The organism is Anoxybacter fermentans (assembly GCF_003991135.1).
Classification (GTDB): domain Bacteria; phylum Bacillota; class Halanaerobiia; order DY22613; family DY22613; genus Anoxybacter; species Anoxybacter fermentans.
Map to the genome: position 1 here is coordinate 3,354,580 of NZ_CP016379.1, position 16,683 is coordinate 3,371,262.

The 16,683-nt window shown below is 38.0% G+C and carries 16 protein-coding genes; all 16 read left to right on the plus strand.

Features of this window, described 5'->3' with window-relative positions:
* Positions 1 to 258: 258 nt before the first annotated feature.
* The 16 genes from BBF96_RS15310 (at position 259) to BBF96_RS15385 (ending at position 16,489) form a co-directional block, all read left to right on the plus strand.
* The gene (locus BBF96_RS15310) at positions 259 to 1,263 is read left to right on the plus strand and encodes a FecCD family ABC transporter permease (protein ID WP_236777844.1); all 1,005 of its coding nucleotides are present in this window, start codon (positions 259 to 261) and stop codon (positions 1,261 to 1,263) included.
* Positions 1,264 to 1,281: 18 nt separating this feature from the next.
* Entirely contained in the window at positions 1,282 to 2,544 is a 1,263-nt protein-coding gene (locus BBF96_RS15315) for a heme ABC transporter ATP-binding protein (protein ID WP_127017939.1), read from the plus strand.
* Positions 2,541 to 3,134 (plus strand): cob(I)yrinic acid a,c-diamide adenosyltransferase, encoded by a 594-nt coding sequence (gene cobO, locus BBF96_RS15320; protein WP_127017940.1) that lies wholly within the window; start codon positions 2,541 to 2,543, stop codon positions 3,132 to 3,134. The genes BBF96_RS15315 and cobO overlap by 4 nt, the downstream gene beginning before the upstream one ends.
* Before the next feature lie 16 nt (positions 3,135 to 3,150).
* The gene (locus BBF96_RS15325; protein WP_127017941.1) at positions 3,151 to 3,957 is read left to right on the plus strand and encodes a Nif3-like dinuclear metal center hexameric protein; all 807 of its coding nucleotides are present in this window, start codon (positions 3,151 to 3,153) and stop codon (positions 3,955 to 3,957) included.
* A gap of 343 nt (positions 3,958 to 4,300) precedes the next feature.
* Positions 4,301 to 6,193, plus strand: coding sequence for a selenocysteine-specific translation elongation factor (gene selB / locus BBF96_RS15330; protein ID WP_164731138.1), 1,893 nt, complete (start codon positions 4,301 to 4,303; stop codon positions 6,191 to 6,193).
* Positions 6,194 to 6,210: 17 nt separating this feature from the next.
* Positions 6,211 to 6,960 carry an XdhC family protein gene (locus tag BBF96_RS15335; protein ID WP_164731139.1) on the plus strand — a complete coding sequence of 250 codons (750 nt, stop codon included), beginning with the start codon at positions 6,211 to 6,213 and terminating at the stop codon, positions 6,958 to 6,960.
* Positions 6,961 to 6,963: 3 nt separating this feature from the next.
* Positions 6,964 to 7,296, plus strand: coding sequence for an XdhC family protein (locus tag BBF96_RS15340; RefSeq protein ID WP_127017944.1), 333 nt, complete (start codon positions 6,964 to 6,966; stop codon positions 7,294 to 7,296).
* Positions 7,289 to 8,041 carry a selenium cofactor biosynthesis protein YqeC gene (gene yqeC, locus BBF96_RS15345; protein WP_127017945.1) on the plus strand — a complete coding sequence of 251 codons (753 nt, stop codon included), beginning with the start codon at positions 7,289 to 7,291 and terminating at the stop codon, positions 8,039 to 8,041. Before BBF96_RS15340 ends, yqeC begins: the two co-directional genes overlap by 8 nt.
* Positions 8,038 to 8,631 carry a nucleotidyltransferase family protein gene (locus BBF96_RS15350; protein ID WP_127017946.1) on the plus strand — a complete coding sequence of 198 codons (594 nt, stop codon included), beginning with the start codon at positions 8,038 to 8,040 and terminating at the stop codon, positions 8,629 to 8,631. Before yqeC ends, BBF96_RS15350 begins: the two co-directional genes overlap by 4 nt.
* Complete coding sequence (yqeB, locus tag BBF96_RS15355) at positions 8,628 to 9,446, plus strand: selenium-dependent molybdenum cofactor biosynthesis protein YqeB (RefSeq protein ID WP_127017947.1); 819 nt, start codon at positions 8,628 to 8,630, stop codon at positions 9,444 to 9,446. The genes BBF96_RS15350 and yqeB overlap by 4 nt, the downstream gene beginning before the upstream one ends.
* 19 nt (positions 9,447 to 9,465) lie before the next feature.
* Positions 9,466 to 10,488: a molybdopterin-binding protein gene (locus BBF96_RS15360; RefSeq protein WP_127017948.1), complete on the plus strand. Its 1,023-nt coding sequence runs from the start codon at positions 9,466 to 9,468 to the stop codon at positions 10,486 to 10,488.
* Positions 10,489 to 10,719: 231 nt separating this feature from the next.
* Positions 10,720 to 12,270, plus strand: coding sequence for a leucine-rich repeat domain-containing protein (locus tag BBF96_RS15365; RefSeq protein WP_127017949.1), 1,551 nt, complete (start codon positions 10,720 to 10,722; stop codon positions 12,268 to 12,270).
* Positions 12,267 to 12,455, plus strand: a complete 189-nt coding sequence (locus tag BBF96_RS15370) for a hypothetical protein (RefSeq protein ID WP_127017950.1) — start codon at positions 12,267 to 12,269, stop codon at positions 12,453 to 12,455. Before BBF96_RS15365 ends, BBF96_RS15370 begins: the two co-directional genes overlap by 4 nt.
* A gap of 460 nt (positions 12,456 to 12,915) precedes the next feature.
* On the plus strand, positions 12,916 to 13,725 hold the full coding sequence (locus tag BBF96_RS15375) for an Asp23/Gls24 family envelope stress response protein (protein WP_127017951.1): 810 nt from the start codon (positions 12,916 to 12,918) through the stop codon (positions 13,723 to 13,725).
* 249 nt (positions 13,726 to 13,974) lie between these two features.
* The gene (arcC, locus tag BBF96_RS15380) at positions 13,975 to 14,919 is read left to right on the plus strand and encodes a carbamate kinase (protein ID WP_127017952.1); all 945 of its coding nucleotides are present in this window, start codon (positions 13,975 to 13,977) and stop codon (positions 14,917 to 14,919) included.
* Positions 14,920 to 15,496: 577 nt separating this feature from the next.
* Positions 15,497 to 16,489: a LacI family DNA-binding transcriptional regulator gene (locus BBF96_RS15385; protein ID WP_127017953.1), complete on the plus strand. Its 993-nt coding sequence runs from the start codon at positions 15,497 to 15,499 to the stop codon at positions 16,487 to 16,489.
* Positions 16,490 to 16,683 lie beyond the last annotated feature (194 nt).

Here is a 16,683-nt window from a genome sequence, read left to right on the forward strand (position 1 = left end):
ATTTTCATCTCTGGCATCAACAAATTTTTCTTACAAAACTTTATGGTCGAAGGCCAATTTGTTCACGTTTAGGAGATTATACTTTTTACAGTAAAAGCATCATAATTGAAAATATATGATCGAAAGATAATTGACTACAGTAGAGTATCCAAAGGACATTTTGTTCTTTTTTGAAAAATTACTTTTGTTTTTAAAGGAATTTATTATCATAGCCTCGAATATTTATAGAAATTATAGGTAACAAATATGGAGGCTATTATGCAGAAAAAAAGATTTTATATTTGGATGATAATATTGATCATAAGTGTAATTATTTTAGGAATGATAGCAGCAGCAATAGGACCTGCTGGAATTTCTTTAAAAGAGTTGTGGAAGATAATTATAGGTTCTAATGAGATGAACCGGGTTTATAAAACGATTTTATTTAAAATTCGGATACCACGGATTATTTTGAGCTATCTTGTAGGTGCTGCCCTGGCTACAGCTGGAGTGATTATGCAGGGGTTAATCCAGAACCCAATGGCTGATCCGTATATTGTAGGAACCTCAGCAGGTGCAGGTCTGGGGGCAACAATAGCTATTGTCTTTAATTTGAATTTTAAATTTATGGGTTTAAGTACGGTTCCATTATTTGCTTTTGTTGGAGCGGTTTTGGCGGTTTTTTTAGTCTATCAGCTGGCACGTCAGGGATCTAAAGTCCCTGTGGTTCACTTTCTATTAGCGGGAATGGCTGTTGGATTCTTGCTGGGTGCATTAACTTCATTGGTAATGGTGCTTGGAATTAAAGATCATTATAAGATAGTTTACTGGCTTATGGGAAGTCTGGCTAAAGCCAGTTGGAAAGAAGTGTATATTATCTTACCCTATCTGGTAACAGGTTTATTTGTAACCCTATATATAGCCAGGGATTTAAATTTGATTCTTTTGGGTGAGGAAACAGCTCATAATATGGGTGTGAATGTTGAGCAGTTAAAGAGAATTGTATTGATTACAGCAGCTTTATTAACAGCATCTGCGGTTTCAGTTAGCGGAGTGATAGGTTTCGTAGGATTAATCATTCCACATATTGTGCGAATGATTACAGGGCCAGATCATCGGCGGTTGATTCCTGCTGCCAGTATTTTTGGTGGTGGCTTTTTGATGTTAAGTGATACAATTGCAAGAACGGTAGCAGCTCCAACGGAAATTCCCGTAGGTGTGATTACTGCACTTTTTGGTGGGCCGTTTTTTCTCTACCAACTACGGAAGAGTAGAAAGATTTGAGATTGAAAGAGGGATTTGATGAAACCAATGATAAGGTGTATTGATCTGAGTTTTGGATATAATTCAAATTTAATTATTAAAAATATAAATCTGGAAATTAAAAGTGGAGAATTTGTCGGAATTATTGGACCGAACGGTTCTGGTAAATCCACTCTATTAAAACTTCTTTCCGGGGTATTGGTTCCTGAGAATGGTAAAATCTATTTAAATGGAAAACCATTAGATCAGATTAGGATAAAGGATTTAGCCCGACAGATGGCAGTTGTTCCCCAGAATACAGAGGTTTTATATGATTTTTCAGCATACGAGATTGTAGCTATGGGCCGTTATCCCCACCAGGGACGTTGGAATAGGGAAAGTATACAAGACTATAGGGTAATTCGTAAGGTAATGAAACAGACGGGAACATGGAAGTTAAGAAATCAAAGTATAAAAAGTTTAAGTGGTGGAGAAAGACAGCGGGTAATTATCGCCCGGGCATTGGCCCAGGAACCTCAGATTATCTTATTAGATGAACCGACTTCCAGTCTGGATATTAATTATCAGATTGAAATCTTTGATCTCTTACAGGAATTAAATCGGTCTGGGAAAACTATAATTGTGGTCTCCCATGATTTAAATCTGGCATCTCAATATTGTGATCATCTGTTACTTATCTCTAAAGGTCAGATTTATGCTTCTGGTACACCCGATGAAGTAATAACAGTTAAAAATATCAGGGATGTCTATAATACAGAGGTTATTATCTCACGGAAGTATAGCGGACGACCTTATGTGACTCTGGTCTCTAAACGAAGGTTACCCGAAGTACGTAAAGATTTGCCCTGGGTACATCTTGTCTGCGGGGGCGGTTCGGGTCAGAAAATAATTAACTTTCTTTTAGAAGAAGGTTATCCGATTAGTGGTGGAGTTTTAAATCAGGGCGATTCGGATTGGCAACTTCTGGTACAGAATGATCGACCGGTGGTGGAGGAGAGACCTTTTTCTGCGATTTTACCTGAAACATATCAGGAATTGTTAGAAAGAATGGAGAAGGCGGATTTGATTATTGTCACAGATCTGCCCTTTGGTTTAGGGAATCTGGCTAATTTGAAAGCTGTTTTAAAGATGAGAGAGGCAGGAAAGCCCGTATATCTGTTGGAAAAAGTTCCAATTGAAAAGCGGGATTTTACAGATGGTAAGGCTAGAGAAATCTATGAGAAGTTGGTTCTTAAAGGGGCCAAAGTTGTAGAAAGTATGGAGAGTTTGGCGGTACTTTTAAAAAAAGGAGGTAGTATATGAGACAGCGTTTAGAAAAAGGGCTGATACAGGTTTATACAGGTGATGGTAAGGGAAAAACAACTGCTGCTTTGGGTTTGGCTTTACGAGCTGCCGGTCATGAGTTGAAAGTTTATATTATTCAATTTATGAAAGGGGTCAGTTATTCAGGAGAGTTACTTTCCATTCCGCGCCTGGCTCCGTTTATAAAGCTTAAAAGTTTTGGTCGTGGCTGTCCTAATGCTGCTGCTATTCGTGGAGGGATTGCAAAATGTAGCGGTTGTGGTGCATGTTTTATAAAGCCGGGAGAAACTACAGAAGAAGATAAAAAGACCGCGCAGATGGCCTGGGAGCTGGCAGAACAAGTTATAATGAGTGATGAATATGATCTGGTAATCTTAGATGAGGTGATAAATGCTTTGCATTATGGCCTGGTGACTTTTGAACAGATTAAAAATCTGGTTCAGAATAAACCTGAGCTGGTAGAGATTGTGATGACCGGTCGTAATGCGCCGCAGGAGATTGTGGAAATTGCAGATCTGGTTACCGAAATGAAAATGATCAAACATCCCTTTGAAAAGGGGATAATGAGCCGTTGGGGGATTGAATATTAAAAAGGAGGAACGAAAAATGCTGACCACAGAGCAAATTATGCAGGTGGCGCTGGATATGATTGGGATTGATGAGATTCCCGCTGACAGTGCCATTTATCATCCCGGAGAGGGGATCAAAAGGGTATTATTTGGAGTAGATATGGGGGCTTCTGAAATTTTTTTGGCCCATCAATTGGGTTATGATGCAGTCATTGCCCATCATCCAACAGGTGCTGTCAGGACATTTTATAAGATTTTTGAAGAGCATGTGCGGCAAATGGTGGAGGCTGGTGTTCCAGAAGAGGTGGCTCGAGCTGTTATAAAAGAGATGACTGAAGTTCATCAGTTGAGGGCACAGACGGCTAATGCTGATCATGTTCCCTCAGTAGCTCGTTTGTTAAATATGCCTTATTTGAATATTCACTTCCCCTTAGATCAAATTGGAAGAAAAATTATGACTCAGGTAATCGAAGAAAAGACAACAGAAGAAAGTACGTTGCAAGATGTAGTTGATGCACTTATGACTTTACCTGAATTTCAAAAAGCTGATACTGAGATTAAAATATTAATAGGTGATCCTGAAGCTAAAAGGGGTAAATTTGTCTTTTCTCATGGAGCTGGGACCAACGGCGGATATGGTGTAGCCAATGCCTACTTTGAGCATGGAATCGATACAGTACTTTATATCCATATCAGTCATGCTGATCTTAAAAAGTTGCGCCAGGAAGCCAAAGGAAATCTTATCGTAACAGGGCATATTGCTAGTGACCTGGTTGGAATTAACCCATTTATAGAAAAATTGGAGGAGAAGGGGTTGATTGTTGATCGAATGAGTGGACTTTAAATGACCAGTGGGGTAATTGATAATTCCCCGTTGGTCATTTTCATTTTTTCAGAAAAGTGGTATAATTAAATTAAAAGGTTAAACTGCAAAAAGCTAATTTTTCGCTTTTTGAGAAATTTTTCGAATCATCTAAAGCTCGATTTCCGCCGAAATAAGGCTTCCTAATCATGGGGCCCTCCTGGCCCTTGATTAGCTCATCACCTCTTGTGATGAGGCCTTATTTTGTCGGAAATCTTGCTAAGATGATTTGGCGAAAAATTTCTATGTCGCTCAAAATCAGTTTGTTGTAGTATAATCATTAAAATAAAAAGAGATGTATAAGGGGATAAAGGAGTGGTTTGTAGTGCAGTCGGTGATTATAGGTACAGCTGGACATGTTGACCATGGAAAAACAACTTTAATTCGGGCTTTAACTGGAGTAGATACAGATCGTTTAAAAGAAGAGAAAGAGCGAAAGTTGACAATTGACCTGGGTTTTGCTCCTTTTGATTTGCCAAGTGGACGTAGGGTGAGTGTAATAGATGTTCCTGGGCATAAGAAATTTATGGGTAATATGTTAGCAGGTATTGGCGGGATTGATCTGGTTTTATTGGTGATTGATGCCAATGAAGGAGTTATGCCGCAGACCCGTGAACATTTAGAGGTTATTAGCCTTTTGCAGATTAAAAAGATGCTCGTGGTTTTGACCAAAATAGATACGGTAGAAGTAGAGTGGCTGGATTTGGTTGAAGAAGAAGTACGTGAAGAACTTAAAGACACACCCTATAAAGATGCTGAGATAGTTCGGGTATCAGCAGTTAAGGGGATAGGTATTGAAAAGTTAAAATTTAAAATTGATGAGATTATTGATACTCTTGAACCCAAAGATATTAATGCGCCTTTACGTTTACCTGTGGATCGCTCATTTAAAATGAAAGGTTTTGGAACAGTTATAACCGGAACCCTTCTTGCAGGTAAAGTAAAAAAAGATCAGCAGGTGGATATTCTCCCCCAGGGATTGACGTGCCGTGTCCGGAATATAGAGGTACATAATCAGCCTGTAAATGAAGCATATGCCGGGCAGAGGGTTGCTTTGAATCTTGCAGGTGTGGAAAAAGAAGATGTACCCCGGGGAAGTGTGATTGCCCAGCCAGGCTTTTTTAAACCCACAGATAGGTTAGATGTGGAGATTGAAGTATTACCCGATTTTCCTTATCCTTTAAAACATGCCAGTCGGGTTCATTTTCATATAGGAACCAGTGATCTTTTGGCAAAAGTTTATCTTCTTGAAAAAAAAGAACTGTTACCCGGAGAAAAAGGATTTGCTCAGTTGGAACTGGCTGATAAAATAGTGGCTTACTATCAAGACCTTTTTATCATTCGTTTTTACTCTCCTGTTAAAACTATGGGTGGTGGCAGGGTGTTAAACGTAAATCCAGGCCTCTATCGAAAATATGGGGAAGAGGAGATGGCTGAATTAAAACTTCTGGCTGGAGGTAGTAGTGAAGATCTAGTTCTGCAACAGATTTTGCGTCATGGAATTATTTCACCATCTGAATTGTTAAAAGAGGCCAAACTGGCAGAAAAAGAGCTAGATGAACTGTTAGAAAAACTGTTGGATAAGGAGATGATTATTGAACTGGGTGATGGATATTTGATGGCTTTAACGGTTTATCGCGATTGGAAAAAACGTATTTTAAAGAAACTTGAAGAATTCCATAAGGAGAATCACTTAAAACCTGGAATCTCCAGAGCCGAACTGAAGCAGGTGCTGCCAGATAAATTGACCACTCAAAAATATGATCTTTTCCTTGAAAAACTTCTTAAATCTGGGGAGATTCGCCTGGATCAGTATATGGTAGCTCTTGCTTCTTTTGAACCTCAACCGATAAAGGAAGAGGAAAAAATACTTAAAGAGATCAAAAAAATTTTTGCTGATAAAGGTATTGAGACACCGGGAATAAAGGAGCTGGCTCGGGAAATAAAGATTGATGAAAAGAAAGTTCAGGAATATCTCGAATATTTAATGTATCTGGGGGAAATTGTCCAGATAAGAGATGGGTATTATTTATCAGTATCAGTGCTAAATGAGGTTCAGGATAAAGTGGTTAATTATCTTAAAGAAAAAGGTGAAATTACTTTAGCAGAGGCCAGAGATTTATTGGAATCCAGCCGGAAATATACTTTACCTATTATGGAATATTTTGACCAGATCAATTTAACCCGTCGAAAAGATAATGTCCGGGTACTGATCTAATCTGGAGGGATTTTATGTTGAAAATATATAGAACTGTCCTGAAAATGCTTATGAATAATGAAAAAGGTGTATTGGTTACTGTGGTTGACAGTACACCTTCTTTTGAGGAGTTAAAGGGAAAACGCTGTATCTTTAAAGAAAGTGGCTTTTTGAGTGATAACGATAAAGATTTTAACGATGAACTTTTATTTGCTAATTTACAAAAATTATGTCTAAAAATTATGGACGAGGGAAAATTTAGACGTGAAAAGTTAAAAGTAGGGGATGAATGGATTGACCTCATGCTTGAGCCGATTCTTCCCATGCCCAGGTTGATTATTCTTGGCTGTGGATATGTAGGCCAGGCACTGGCTCAGATAGCTTATCTTTTAGAATTACCACTTGTAGTGGTAGATGATCGGTCTGATTTTGCGAATAAAACTCTTTTCCCCCCTAAAACCCGAATTATCTGCGATGATTTTAGTCGGGCTATAGAAGTGATTGACCCAAAAGAAAATGATTTTGTTGTGATTGTGACCAGAGGACATAAATATGACCGCATCTGTCTTGAGAAATTGGCGGGAAAAAAGTTAGCCTATATTGGGATGATTGGAAGTAGGCGGCGCGTTCGGGAACTATTTTCTGAACTGATAAAAGAGGGAGTTGACTCCGAATGGTTATCAAAGGTCCATGCTCCTATTGGTCTGGATATCGGTGCTGAGACTCCAGCGGAAATTGGAGTTAGTATAATGGCTGAGATTATTCAGATCTGGCGGAAGGGGGCTTAAATGATGAATCAAGAATTGATAATGCAGATGATGGAAGCTCTTGAGGACTTTCCGGTGGTAGCTCTTGCAACTATTATTCAGACCTGGGGCTCGACACCACGTAAGGCTGGAGCTAAAATGGTTATCTGCCCTGATGGGAGGACTTTTGGAACCATCGGAGGTGGATGCAGTGAAGGAGAGGTTAAATCCCGGGCCAGGTTGGTTATGGACACAGGAATTCCAGTAATCCATCAGGTTTCCATGACCGGCGATATTGCCGCTGATGAAGGAATGATCTGTGGAGGGAAAATGGAGGTCTATATTGAACCTGTTTATAGGGAGGATAATAGTGTTTAAAGAAATTCTGGATCTTAAAAGACATACGGTAGTAACACTGATAGGAGCAGGTGGTAAGACTACCACTATGTATTATCTGGCTTATAAGATGGCCCAGGCTAACTGTCGGGTATTGATTACCACAACAACAAAGATATATTATTTAGCTAAAGATGTAGAGAGGTTTGTAAAGGCTCAGATATATGATGAGTGGCTTTATAAGCTAAAAGAACGGGCCAGGCCAGGAAAATATCTGGTAGCTGGATCTGGAGTTAAGGATGGAAAGGTTTTGGGGGTGGTACCCGAATGGATCGATGAATTGGCGGGTTCAGGAATATTTGATTTGATTTTAGTAGAGGGAGATGGGTCTGCCCAAAAACCTTTGAAGGCTCCCGCTGAATTTGAACCTGTGATTCCTGAATCAACTTCATTACTTTTACCTGTACTGGGTTTGAGTGGTGTAGGTCAATCTTTGAGTAAAAAGGTAGTTCACCGGGTAGAGAAATTTATGGAGCTGACAGGATTAAAAATAGGTGAAAAGATTGGGATTGACCATCTCTTCCAGGTTTACACTCAGCCGGAAGGATATGATTTGCTTAAATGGAAAGATATTTGTAAGGTGGTACCGATTATAAATCAGGTGGATGATGACCTTTTAGAAGAGATAGGTCAAAAACTGGCAGGATTATTTTTAAAGTCAGGGATTGATCCGGTACTCTTAACCTGTTATCGAAAAAATCAGATTATTTGGAGGATTTGTCGATGATAATGGGAGTCATATTGGCTGCAGGAGAAGCAAAGCGGATGGGAGAACCGAAACAGCTTCTTAGCTGGCAGGGTGAGCCATTAATACGTTGGGTGATAAGACAGGTTTGGTTCAGCAGGTTTAATCCTGTCAGAGTGGTTCTTGGTGCATATGCAGACCAGATTGAGCCACTTATCGAAGATCTGGATGTGGAGATTCTTTTTAACCCGGCCTATCCACAGGGGCAAAGTACATCGGTTAAAAAAGGATTACAGGATTATCCACCTGGTGTAATAGGAGCAGCCTTCATTTTGGGTGATCAACCCCTGATTAAAGTGGAAACATATAATTACTTAATTGAGGTATTTGAGAAAGAAGAACCGGGTATTTTAGTCCCTACTTATCAGAATCAGCGTGGTAATCCCATTTTTTTTCATAAGCGATTTTTTTCCGATTTGATGAAAATAGAAGGAGATTGTGGAGGCAGGGAGATTATTTTTGATAATCAGGCTCAGGTACGAAAGGTTGAAGTAGCTGATCCTGGGATTATCCTGGATCTGGATGTGAAAGAAGATTATTTGAGATTAATGAAAATGGGTGAGGTTAGATGAGATTACAGGAAGTTAAGGTAGTGATCCGTGGGGGTGGTGATTTAGCAACTGGTGTTGCTTATCGGTTAAGTCGGGCCGGATTTAGGATTATTGTAACGGAATTGGCTGAGCCTTTAGTGGTACGCAGAACCGTCTCTCTTGCGGAGGCAATTTATAGAGGAAGAATGGAAGTAGAAGGAATGATTGGTATATGTGTGAATGATCTTAAAGAAGCAGTGGAGTTAGTAACAGAAGGTGGAGTGATCCCGGTATTGATAGACCCGGATGGTAAAATACTTAAGTACTGGAAACCTACAGTGGTTGTAGATGCAATTATGGCCAAACGAAATCTGGCAGGGACGAAGATGACTGATGCACCGGTGGTGATTGGACTTGGCCCGGGATTTAGAGCAGGAGAAGATGTACACGCTGTTGTAGAGACTAAACGTGGACATTTTCTAGGACGCGTTCTCTATGAGGGAGAAGCTTTAGCTAATACAGGAATTCCCGGGATTGTGGCAGGAATAGGACGTGAACGGGTGGTCTATTCACCGGTAGCTGGAGTATTTAAGTCTGAACGGGAAATTGGAGATATGATAGAAGCTGGAGAGGTCTTTGGTTGGATTGAAGAAACCCCCATTTATGCTAAAATCAGTGGTTGTATCCGTGGGCTTTTAAAACCAGGTATCAGGGTCAAAGCCAATGTGAAAGTGGGAGATATAGATCCCCGGAAAGATGTCAGTTATTGTTATACCATCTCCGATAAGGCTTTAGCAGTAGGTGGGGGTGTACTGGAAGCAGTACTTAGTTTGCTTCAGAATATAGTTGAAATTTAGGACATGAGGAGGGAGTAAGATGAAGAAGGTGCCTGTTGAAGAAGCGGTAGGGATGGTTTTAGGACATGATATGACTCAGATCATTCCCGGTTTATTTAAGGGACCCAGGTTTAAAAAGGGACATGTTATTCGTGAAGAGGATATTCCGATTTTGAAGAGTATGGGAAAAGATCATATTTACATTCTGGAATTGAAGGAAGGAATGCTCCATGAGAATGATGCTGCCATCCGGATTGCCAGGGCAACAGCTGGTGAGGGTATTAAGTTAACTGAGCCTTCTGAGGGTAAAGTGAACTATATAGCTGAGTATCCGGGGATGTTAGAGATTGATGTTGAGCGTCTCCATAAAATTAACGGAATCGATGGTATTGGCCTTATAACTTTACATACAGGCAGGATTATTCAGGAAGGGCAAATTGTGGCCGGTACCCGGGTTAATCCTTTGGTGATTGAAGAAGTGAGAATCAAGCAGGTAGAAGAAGTGGCTTCTCAAGGTGATAAGTTACTTAAGATTTTGCCTTTTAAACAGTTAAAAGTGGGGATAGTAATCACTGGTAATGAAGTCTATTATGGACGAATTCAGGATAAATTTGGTCCAGTTTTGAAAGAAAAATTAAATAAATATGGTGCTAATCTGTTTGATCTGGTTTATGTACCTGATGATGCCAATGAGATTACAACTGCAATTCTTAGTCTAAAGGAAGCAGGGGCAGATGTGGTAGTTACGGGTGGTGGAATGAGTGTTGATCCTGATGATGTTACTCCTCTTGGAATTCGGCAAACCGGGGCAGAGGTGATTAAATATGGAGCTCCGGTACTTCCAGGTTCCATGTTTATGATGGCTTATCTTGATGAGATGCCTATTATCGGTTTGCCTGCCTGCGCTATGTATCATAAGATTACCGTTTTTGATCTTATCTTTCCAAAGGTATTGGTAGGAAGGAAGGTTAAGCGTGAGGATATTGTAAGATTAGGACACGGTGGATTGTGTATGCATTGTGAGATCTGCCACTATCCTGTTTGTCCTTTGGGGAAAGGGTAATTATAACGTCCTCTATTAGTTGGACATGGAACTTCTATATTTTGGGGTTGAAACAGAGATAAATTAATTATTTTTCTAAAAATTACTATTATACTAACAGAAAATAGTAAGAAAGTTGGAAGGATTTAGCATAGTAAAGTAGAATATAATATGTAAGCAGGTTTCCCAGATTTTTTTGGTTGTTGGTGTAAAGTATTATAAATCATAATTAAGAAAAGGAGGTTTTGAATTATGACTAAAGGGAAATATCTGGGTTTGGTTGTTTTGTTAGTTATAAGTTTGATGTTGGTTTTAACCGGATGTACTGATTCATTGTTATCTGGTCAGATACTCGGAAAGGTAACTGGTTCTATAACTGGAGTTGTCAAAGATGATCAAAAAAACCCATTATCTGGAGTTTCAGTTACAGTTGGTAATAAAGCCGATACAACCGACAGTAACGGAGTTTTTCAGATTTCTAATCTGGAAGTAGGTGAATACATTCTAACTGCTACTCTTAAAGGATACAAGACTACACAGGTTAATATTACTGTATCCGAGGGAAATAATACGATAAAAGATATAATTTTGTATAAAGAAGACACAAATGATGGAAATGATCCTACCGATGAAGAAGATATGGGTGAAATTATCACATTTGAAGATTCTAATCTAGAGGCTGTTGTACGTGAGGCATTAGGTAAACCTTCTGGCCCTATTTATTCAAAAGAGGTTATGTTTATAGATGGTTTGGAAGGTTGGGATAGGGGTATAACTTCTCTTAAGGGGATTGAGCACTTAACTTCTTTGCACTGGATTAACTTTAATAATAATCAGATTAGTGATCTCAATCCTTTAGCTGAATTATTATCTCTGGAATGGTTGGAATTTAATAATAATTTAATTAATGATATTAGTCCTTTATTAAATCTTTTAAAATTACGTGGACTTTCTCTTATTGATAATCCTATTAATGATGATGCTATAGATGTTTTAGCTGAAATGGATTATTTAGAGAATCTTCACCTTGGAGGTAATTCAATCAATGATATAGATGCATTAATTAATATCATAAGAGAAATGCCATATCTAAGGTGGCTAACTCTTACCAGAAGTAAACTTACTAATACTCATTTATATTTATTGGTTAATTTAAATGGGTTAGAGGGGCTCAATCTTTCAGAAAATTTGATTGATGATATAAGCCCATTGAAAGAATTAAGTAATTTGAAACATCTTAATGTTAGCGGTAATAGTATCAGAGATATCAGTTCTTTAGCCGAATTGAAGCTTTTAAGAGGACTTTATCTTTGGAATAATGAGATCATGGATATAGATTCTTTAGCTGAATTGACAAATTTAGAATCTCTTGGACTTGGTTGGAATCAGATTGAAAATATTACTCCTTTAGCTAATTTGACGAATTTGCAAAGACTCTGGCTTTCTGGTAACTATATTGTTGATATAAGTCCTTTAGCTGGATTAACATATTTAGAGGAGCTTTATCTTGATAATAATAATATTGATAATATAGAACCTTTAGCTGGATTAACACGTTTAGAGGAGCTTTGGCTTGAAGATAATGATATTAGTGATATAAGTGCTCTAGCTGGAATGCAATTTTTACGAAGGCTTAGTATTGCGGGAAATAAGATCAGTAATATAGATGTTTTATTGGAGTTGGACAGATTAGAATATGTTCGTATTGGATCTATATATTATTTAGATGATAGTGCTCTTGAGGTAATTGAGGAATTAGAAAAAAGAGGATGTGAAGTTGAATTCTGGGGAGGTCAAAATTGAAATACATTAAAAAGCCGTCTCTTTTTAAGGCGGCTTTTTTTAATATCAAGGAAATTATTCGCAGGGGGGGGTATAGAAAATATATTATAAAATGCAAAAAGCTAATTTTAAGCGACATAGAAATTTTTCGTTTAACCATCCTAAGCAGGATAGAAGGAGAAATAAGGCCCCATCACAGGATGTGATGAGCTAATCAAGGGTCAGGATGACCCATTGATTAGTGTGCCTTATTTCGACTGAAATCGAACTTTAGATGGTTCGAAAAATTTCTCTTGAAGCGAAAAATTAGCTTTTTGCAGTAAAATCAGATGATTAATTGTTTTGCTAAAAAGGAAAGAGCTTGTTGACAAACTTTTCTTTTTTAGAGGTTTGCCCATGCACTGCCGGAAAAACTAAATATAATTTCTGAAGCGTATAAGTCAAGGTTTAAAACCAGGAGGGCGGAAGCCTTGACTTTTAAGGATGTGCAGCCAGGATGGCGGAGCGTCCGGTAGCGTAAGAAATTATATTTAATTTTTCTGTTCCTCTGTGAGAACAAGTTATGTGTACCTTCCCTTTTTCAACAGTCTGGAAAGATCTTTTGTAAATCTTCCCTTATTACGATATAATAGAAGTCGGGAAAGATTTGAGAATAGAGGTGGTTAAATGGAAGTCTATGCTTTAATTGGGCCGAGTGGAACAGGAAAAAGTCATCGGGCATTATTGGTAGCCCATAAATATAATATTCAATTACTGGTGGATGATGGGTTATTAATTAAAGGTAATAAAATTCTGGCCGGTAAATCAGCAAAACGTGAATCCAGTAAAATTGCTGCTATTCGACGGGCCATTTTTATTGATGAAGAACATTCGAAAGAAGTACGTGAAGTCTTACAAATCTTGCCTGATGATAAAATACTAATTTTGGGTACATCTCTAAAAATGGCAAAACGTATAGCCAGGGAGCTGGGGTTTCCTAAAATTGATCACATTATCCGGATTGAGGATATTGCTTCTGAGAAAGAGATACAACTTGCCAGAGAAAAACGGATAAAAGAAGGAAAACACGTTATTCCTGTGCCTATAATAGAGGTTAAGCCCAAGTTTTCAGGTTATCTTATGGAATCTCTGGAACTGATATTGGGACTAAAAGAGCCAAAAAAAGCGGAAAAAACCATAGTTCGTCCACGTTTTAGTTATTACGGAAAGCTTTTAATTCACGATAATGTTATCAATCAACTGATTAATCATGGGATTAAAAACCATCCCGATATCACCCGGATTATTCACTTAGATACTGAGAAGTCAGAGGAAGGTTTAAAAATTTCCGTTTCTCTTGAATGTCTGTACGGACGACATCTACCGACCATAGGAAAAGAGGTTCAAAGAGAAGTTAAAGAGGTGGTTGAAATGACTACCGGGCTAAATGTTCTCGAGATAAATATTTTCTTTGTGAATATAAGATTATCCAGATAAATATTCATCGATGAATTTTAATTATATTTAAATTTTTATGCAATGTAAGACCCGTAATGTAAAAGATGGGTCTTTATTTTACTTAAAATATTGTAAATATAGTGTCTTCTATGAAACTTTTTTCAGAAAAAATTTAAATTTAATTAAAATAAAAGAAGGTATTTACTGATAAATATTGAATATTTATTTTAAGCAGAAAGAGCAGAAATATTTGATAATTAAGTAAATTAGAAAGGATGGGTGAGAGAAATGGCTAAAGTTATAACCGTTGCGCTGGGTGGAAATGCAATTAATAAGCCAGGTCAGAAGGGAACTGCCGAAGAACAATTTGAAAATGTACGAAATACTACTAAACAGATTGTAAAAATGATCAAAAAGGGTCACAAAATTATTATTACCCACGGAAATGGACCACAGGTGGGTTCAATCCTGATTCAGCAGGAAGCAGGTAGTGATCAGGTTCCGCCTATGACTTTGGATATTTGTGGTTCTCAAACCCAGGGTCAGATTGGCTATATGATTCAGCAGTCTCTGGGCAATGAGATGAAGAAAGAAGGAATTAATAAAACTGTGGTTTCATTGGTAACCCAGGTTATTGTTGATAGAAATGATGAGGCGTTTCAAAATCCCCGCAAACCTGTTGGACCTTTTTTTGATGAAGAACATGCTAAAAAGATGATGAAAGAAAAGGGTGAAACCTGGATTGAAGATGCAGGCCGCGGTTGGAGAAAAGTAGTTCCATCTCCTATTCCCAAAGGAATTGTGGAGATTGAAGCGATTAAATCTCTGGTAGATGCCGGTTTTATTGTTGTTGCTTCCGGTGGGGGTGGAATTCCTGTTGTTATCAATGAAGATGGGACCTATACTGGGGTTGAGGCAGTGATTGATAAAGATCGGGCAGGCGAAGTATTGGCTGAAGAAGTGAATGCTGATATACTGATGATTTTGACTGACGTACCTTATGCTGCTATTAACTATGGAACTCCAGAACAGAAGAATCTTGAAAAAGTTAAACTTTCTGAAATGAAACGCTATTTTGCTGAAGGGCATTTTAAAGCCGGAAGTATGGGGCCAAAAGTTGAAGCTGCAATTAAGTTTGTTGAAAACGGTGGAGAGAAAGCGATTATTGCTTCATTAGAAAACGCTCTTGAAGCTTTGGAAAATGATAAAGGAACTGTGATTATTCCTGATTAATCATTGTTAGTTCGACCACTCTTAGGAGTGGTCTTTTTAATGTCAAGGAAATTTTTCGAACCATTTAAAGTTTGATTTCAGTCGAAATAAGTCTTCATCACATCCTATGATGAGGACTTATTTCTCCTTCGATCTCACTAAGATTTCTATGTCGCTCAAAATTAGCTTTTTGCAGTAAAATAAGATTATTGGTCACAGTGGAGTGTCCGGTGGTCATTTTGTTCGTAAATGGAGATAATTATTTTACACGTTTTTATTGATAAAAAGTATTGAAATTGTGGATAAGTAGTGTAAAAACTGTGGATAATGTGGATAAATATTTGTGGATAATGTGGATAACCCTGAGGAAAAGTTGATATCTTCGGGTTTTTTATGTTAATTAGTTGTTAAAAACATGTAGCATTAATTTATAAGCAGAAAAAGATTTGTGGATAAATTTAGTTAGTGATGATTTCCAAAAAAAAAGAAGGATTTTTTCTCTTAGGGTAGAATATATTCTAATGAAAAAGCAACGCAAGGGCTTGCGTTATTTTTTCCTGCAATTTACGCAAGCGGTTGCGTTAAAGGAGGAGCCGGGATGCCGTTAACAATGAAAGATATTGCGAGAATGGTTGGGGTTTCTGAATCTACAGTCTCAAGGGCTATTAACGGCAAACCTGGTGTTGGAAAAGAAACCAGAGAAAAGATTCTAGCGCTTGTAAAAAAATATCAATATCAACCTAATACTCTGGCTAAAGGTCTGGCTTCCCAGAAGACTCGCACCCTGGGACTGATTATTCCAGATATTACATATCCCTATCTGACTAGGATTGTGAAGGGAATAGAAGAGCGAGCAAATGAGCTGGGATATCATTTAATACTTGCCAATACAGGTGGGAACCGTGATAAAGAGATAAGTTATTTATCCCTTTTTCAACAAAATCGTGTTGAAGGGATTATCTTTGTGGGAGGTTCTCTGGCTGAGGAAGAGATTATTAAATTAGGGTTAAACAAATATCCTCTGGTGTTAGTTAATAAATTGATGGAAGAGCTGGCATTACCTACTCTTCTTATAGATCACCAACAAGGTGCAGAGCTGGCCATTACTCACTTAATAGAGAGAGGTCATCAAAGAATAGGGATGGTAGTTGGCTCTTTAGATGATTTGACGAATTTTCAGCTTTTAGAAGGATATAAGGAAGCTTTGAAACAGAGCAATCTGCCATTTTTAAAAAACATGGTGGTTGAAGTTGAGGATTCCCGCCAGGGAGGGTATAATGGATTTCTTAAACTAATAGAGGAGGAGAATCTCCCTAGTGCTATTTTCGCTGCCAGTGATTTGTTGGCAGTGGGAGTTGTGGAAGCAATCAAAATGGGAGGTTATTTAATTCCAGATGAGATTGCGGTTGTAGGTTATGGTGATACATTAATAACTGAGATTATTCATCCGCCTCTGACGACAATAAGGCTGCCATTGTCAGAACTGGGTAAAAGAGCGATAGATCGATTGGTCAAAGTAATTGAAAAAACGAAGATTGAAGAACCTTTTGAGATTTTAACTTCTAAATTAATCAGGCGGCATTCGACTTAGAATTAGCCATTCTAATTCATAAAAAGATTTTTACTGCAAAAAGCTAATTTTTCACTTTAAGAGAAATTTTCGAACCATCTAAAGTTCGATTTCAGTAATCCTGTGATGAGACCTTATTTTGACTGAAATCTCACTAAGATGGTTTTAATGAAAAATTTCTATGTCCCTTAAAATTAGTTTTTTGCAGTTTAATC

What these genes read in the sequence shown, in the direction of transcription:
- arcC (WP_127017952.1), top strand. Translation starts at nt 13,975, where the DNA reads ATGGCTAAAGTTATAACCGTTGCGCTGGGTGGAAATGCAATTAATAAG.
- BBF96_RS15325 (WP_127017941.1), top strand. Translation starts at nt 3,151, where the DNA reads ATGCTGACCACAGAGCAAATTATGCAGGTGGCGCTGGATATGATTGGG.
- cobO (WP_127017940.1), top strand. Translation starts at nt 2,541, where the DNA reads ATGAGACAGCGTTTAGAAAAAGGGCTGATACAGGTTTATACAGGTGAT.
- BBF96_RS15365 (WP_127017949.1), top strand. Translation starts at nt 10,720, where the DNA reads ATGACTAAAGGGAAATATCTGGGTTTGGTTGTTTTGTTAGTTATAAGT.
- BBF96_RS15350 (WP_127017946.1), top strand. Translation starts at nt 8,038, where the DNA reads ATGATAATGGGAGTCATATTGGCTGCAGGAGAAGCAAAGCGGATGGGA.
- BBF96_RS15360 (WP_127017948.1), top strand. Translation starts at nt 9,466, where the DNA reads ATGAAGAAGGTGCCTGTTGAAGAAGCGGTAGGGATGGTTTTAGGACAT.
- BBF96_RS15375 (WP_127017951.1), top strand. Translation starts at nt 12,916, where the DNA reads ATGGAAGTCTATGCTTTAATTGGGCCGAGTGGAACAGGAAAAAGTCAT.
- BBF96_RS15385 (WP_127017953.1), top strand. Translation starts at nt 15,497, where the DNA reads ATGCCGTTAACAATGAAAGATATTGCGAGAATGGTTGGGGTTTCTGAA.
- BBF96_RS15340 (WP_127017944.1), top strand. Translation starts at nt 6,964, where the DNA reads ATGAATCAAGAATTGATAATGCAGATGATGGAAGCTCTTGAGGACTTT.
- yqeB (WP_127017947.1), top strand. Translation starts at nt 8,628, where the DNA reads ATGAGATTACAGGAAGTTAAGGTAGTGATCCGTGGGGGTGGTGATTTA.
- BBF96_RS15315 (WP_127017939.1), top strand. Translation starts at nt 1,282, where the DNA reads ATGAAACCAATGATAAGGTGTATTGATCTGAGTTTTGGATATAATTCA.
- BBF96_RS15310 (WP_236777844.1), top strand. Translation starts at nt 259, where the DNA reads ATGCAGAAAAAAAGATTTTATATTTGGATGATAATATTGATCATAAGT.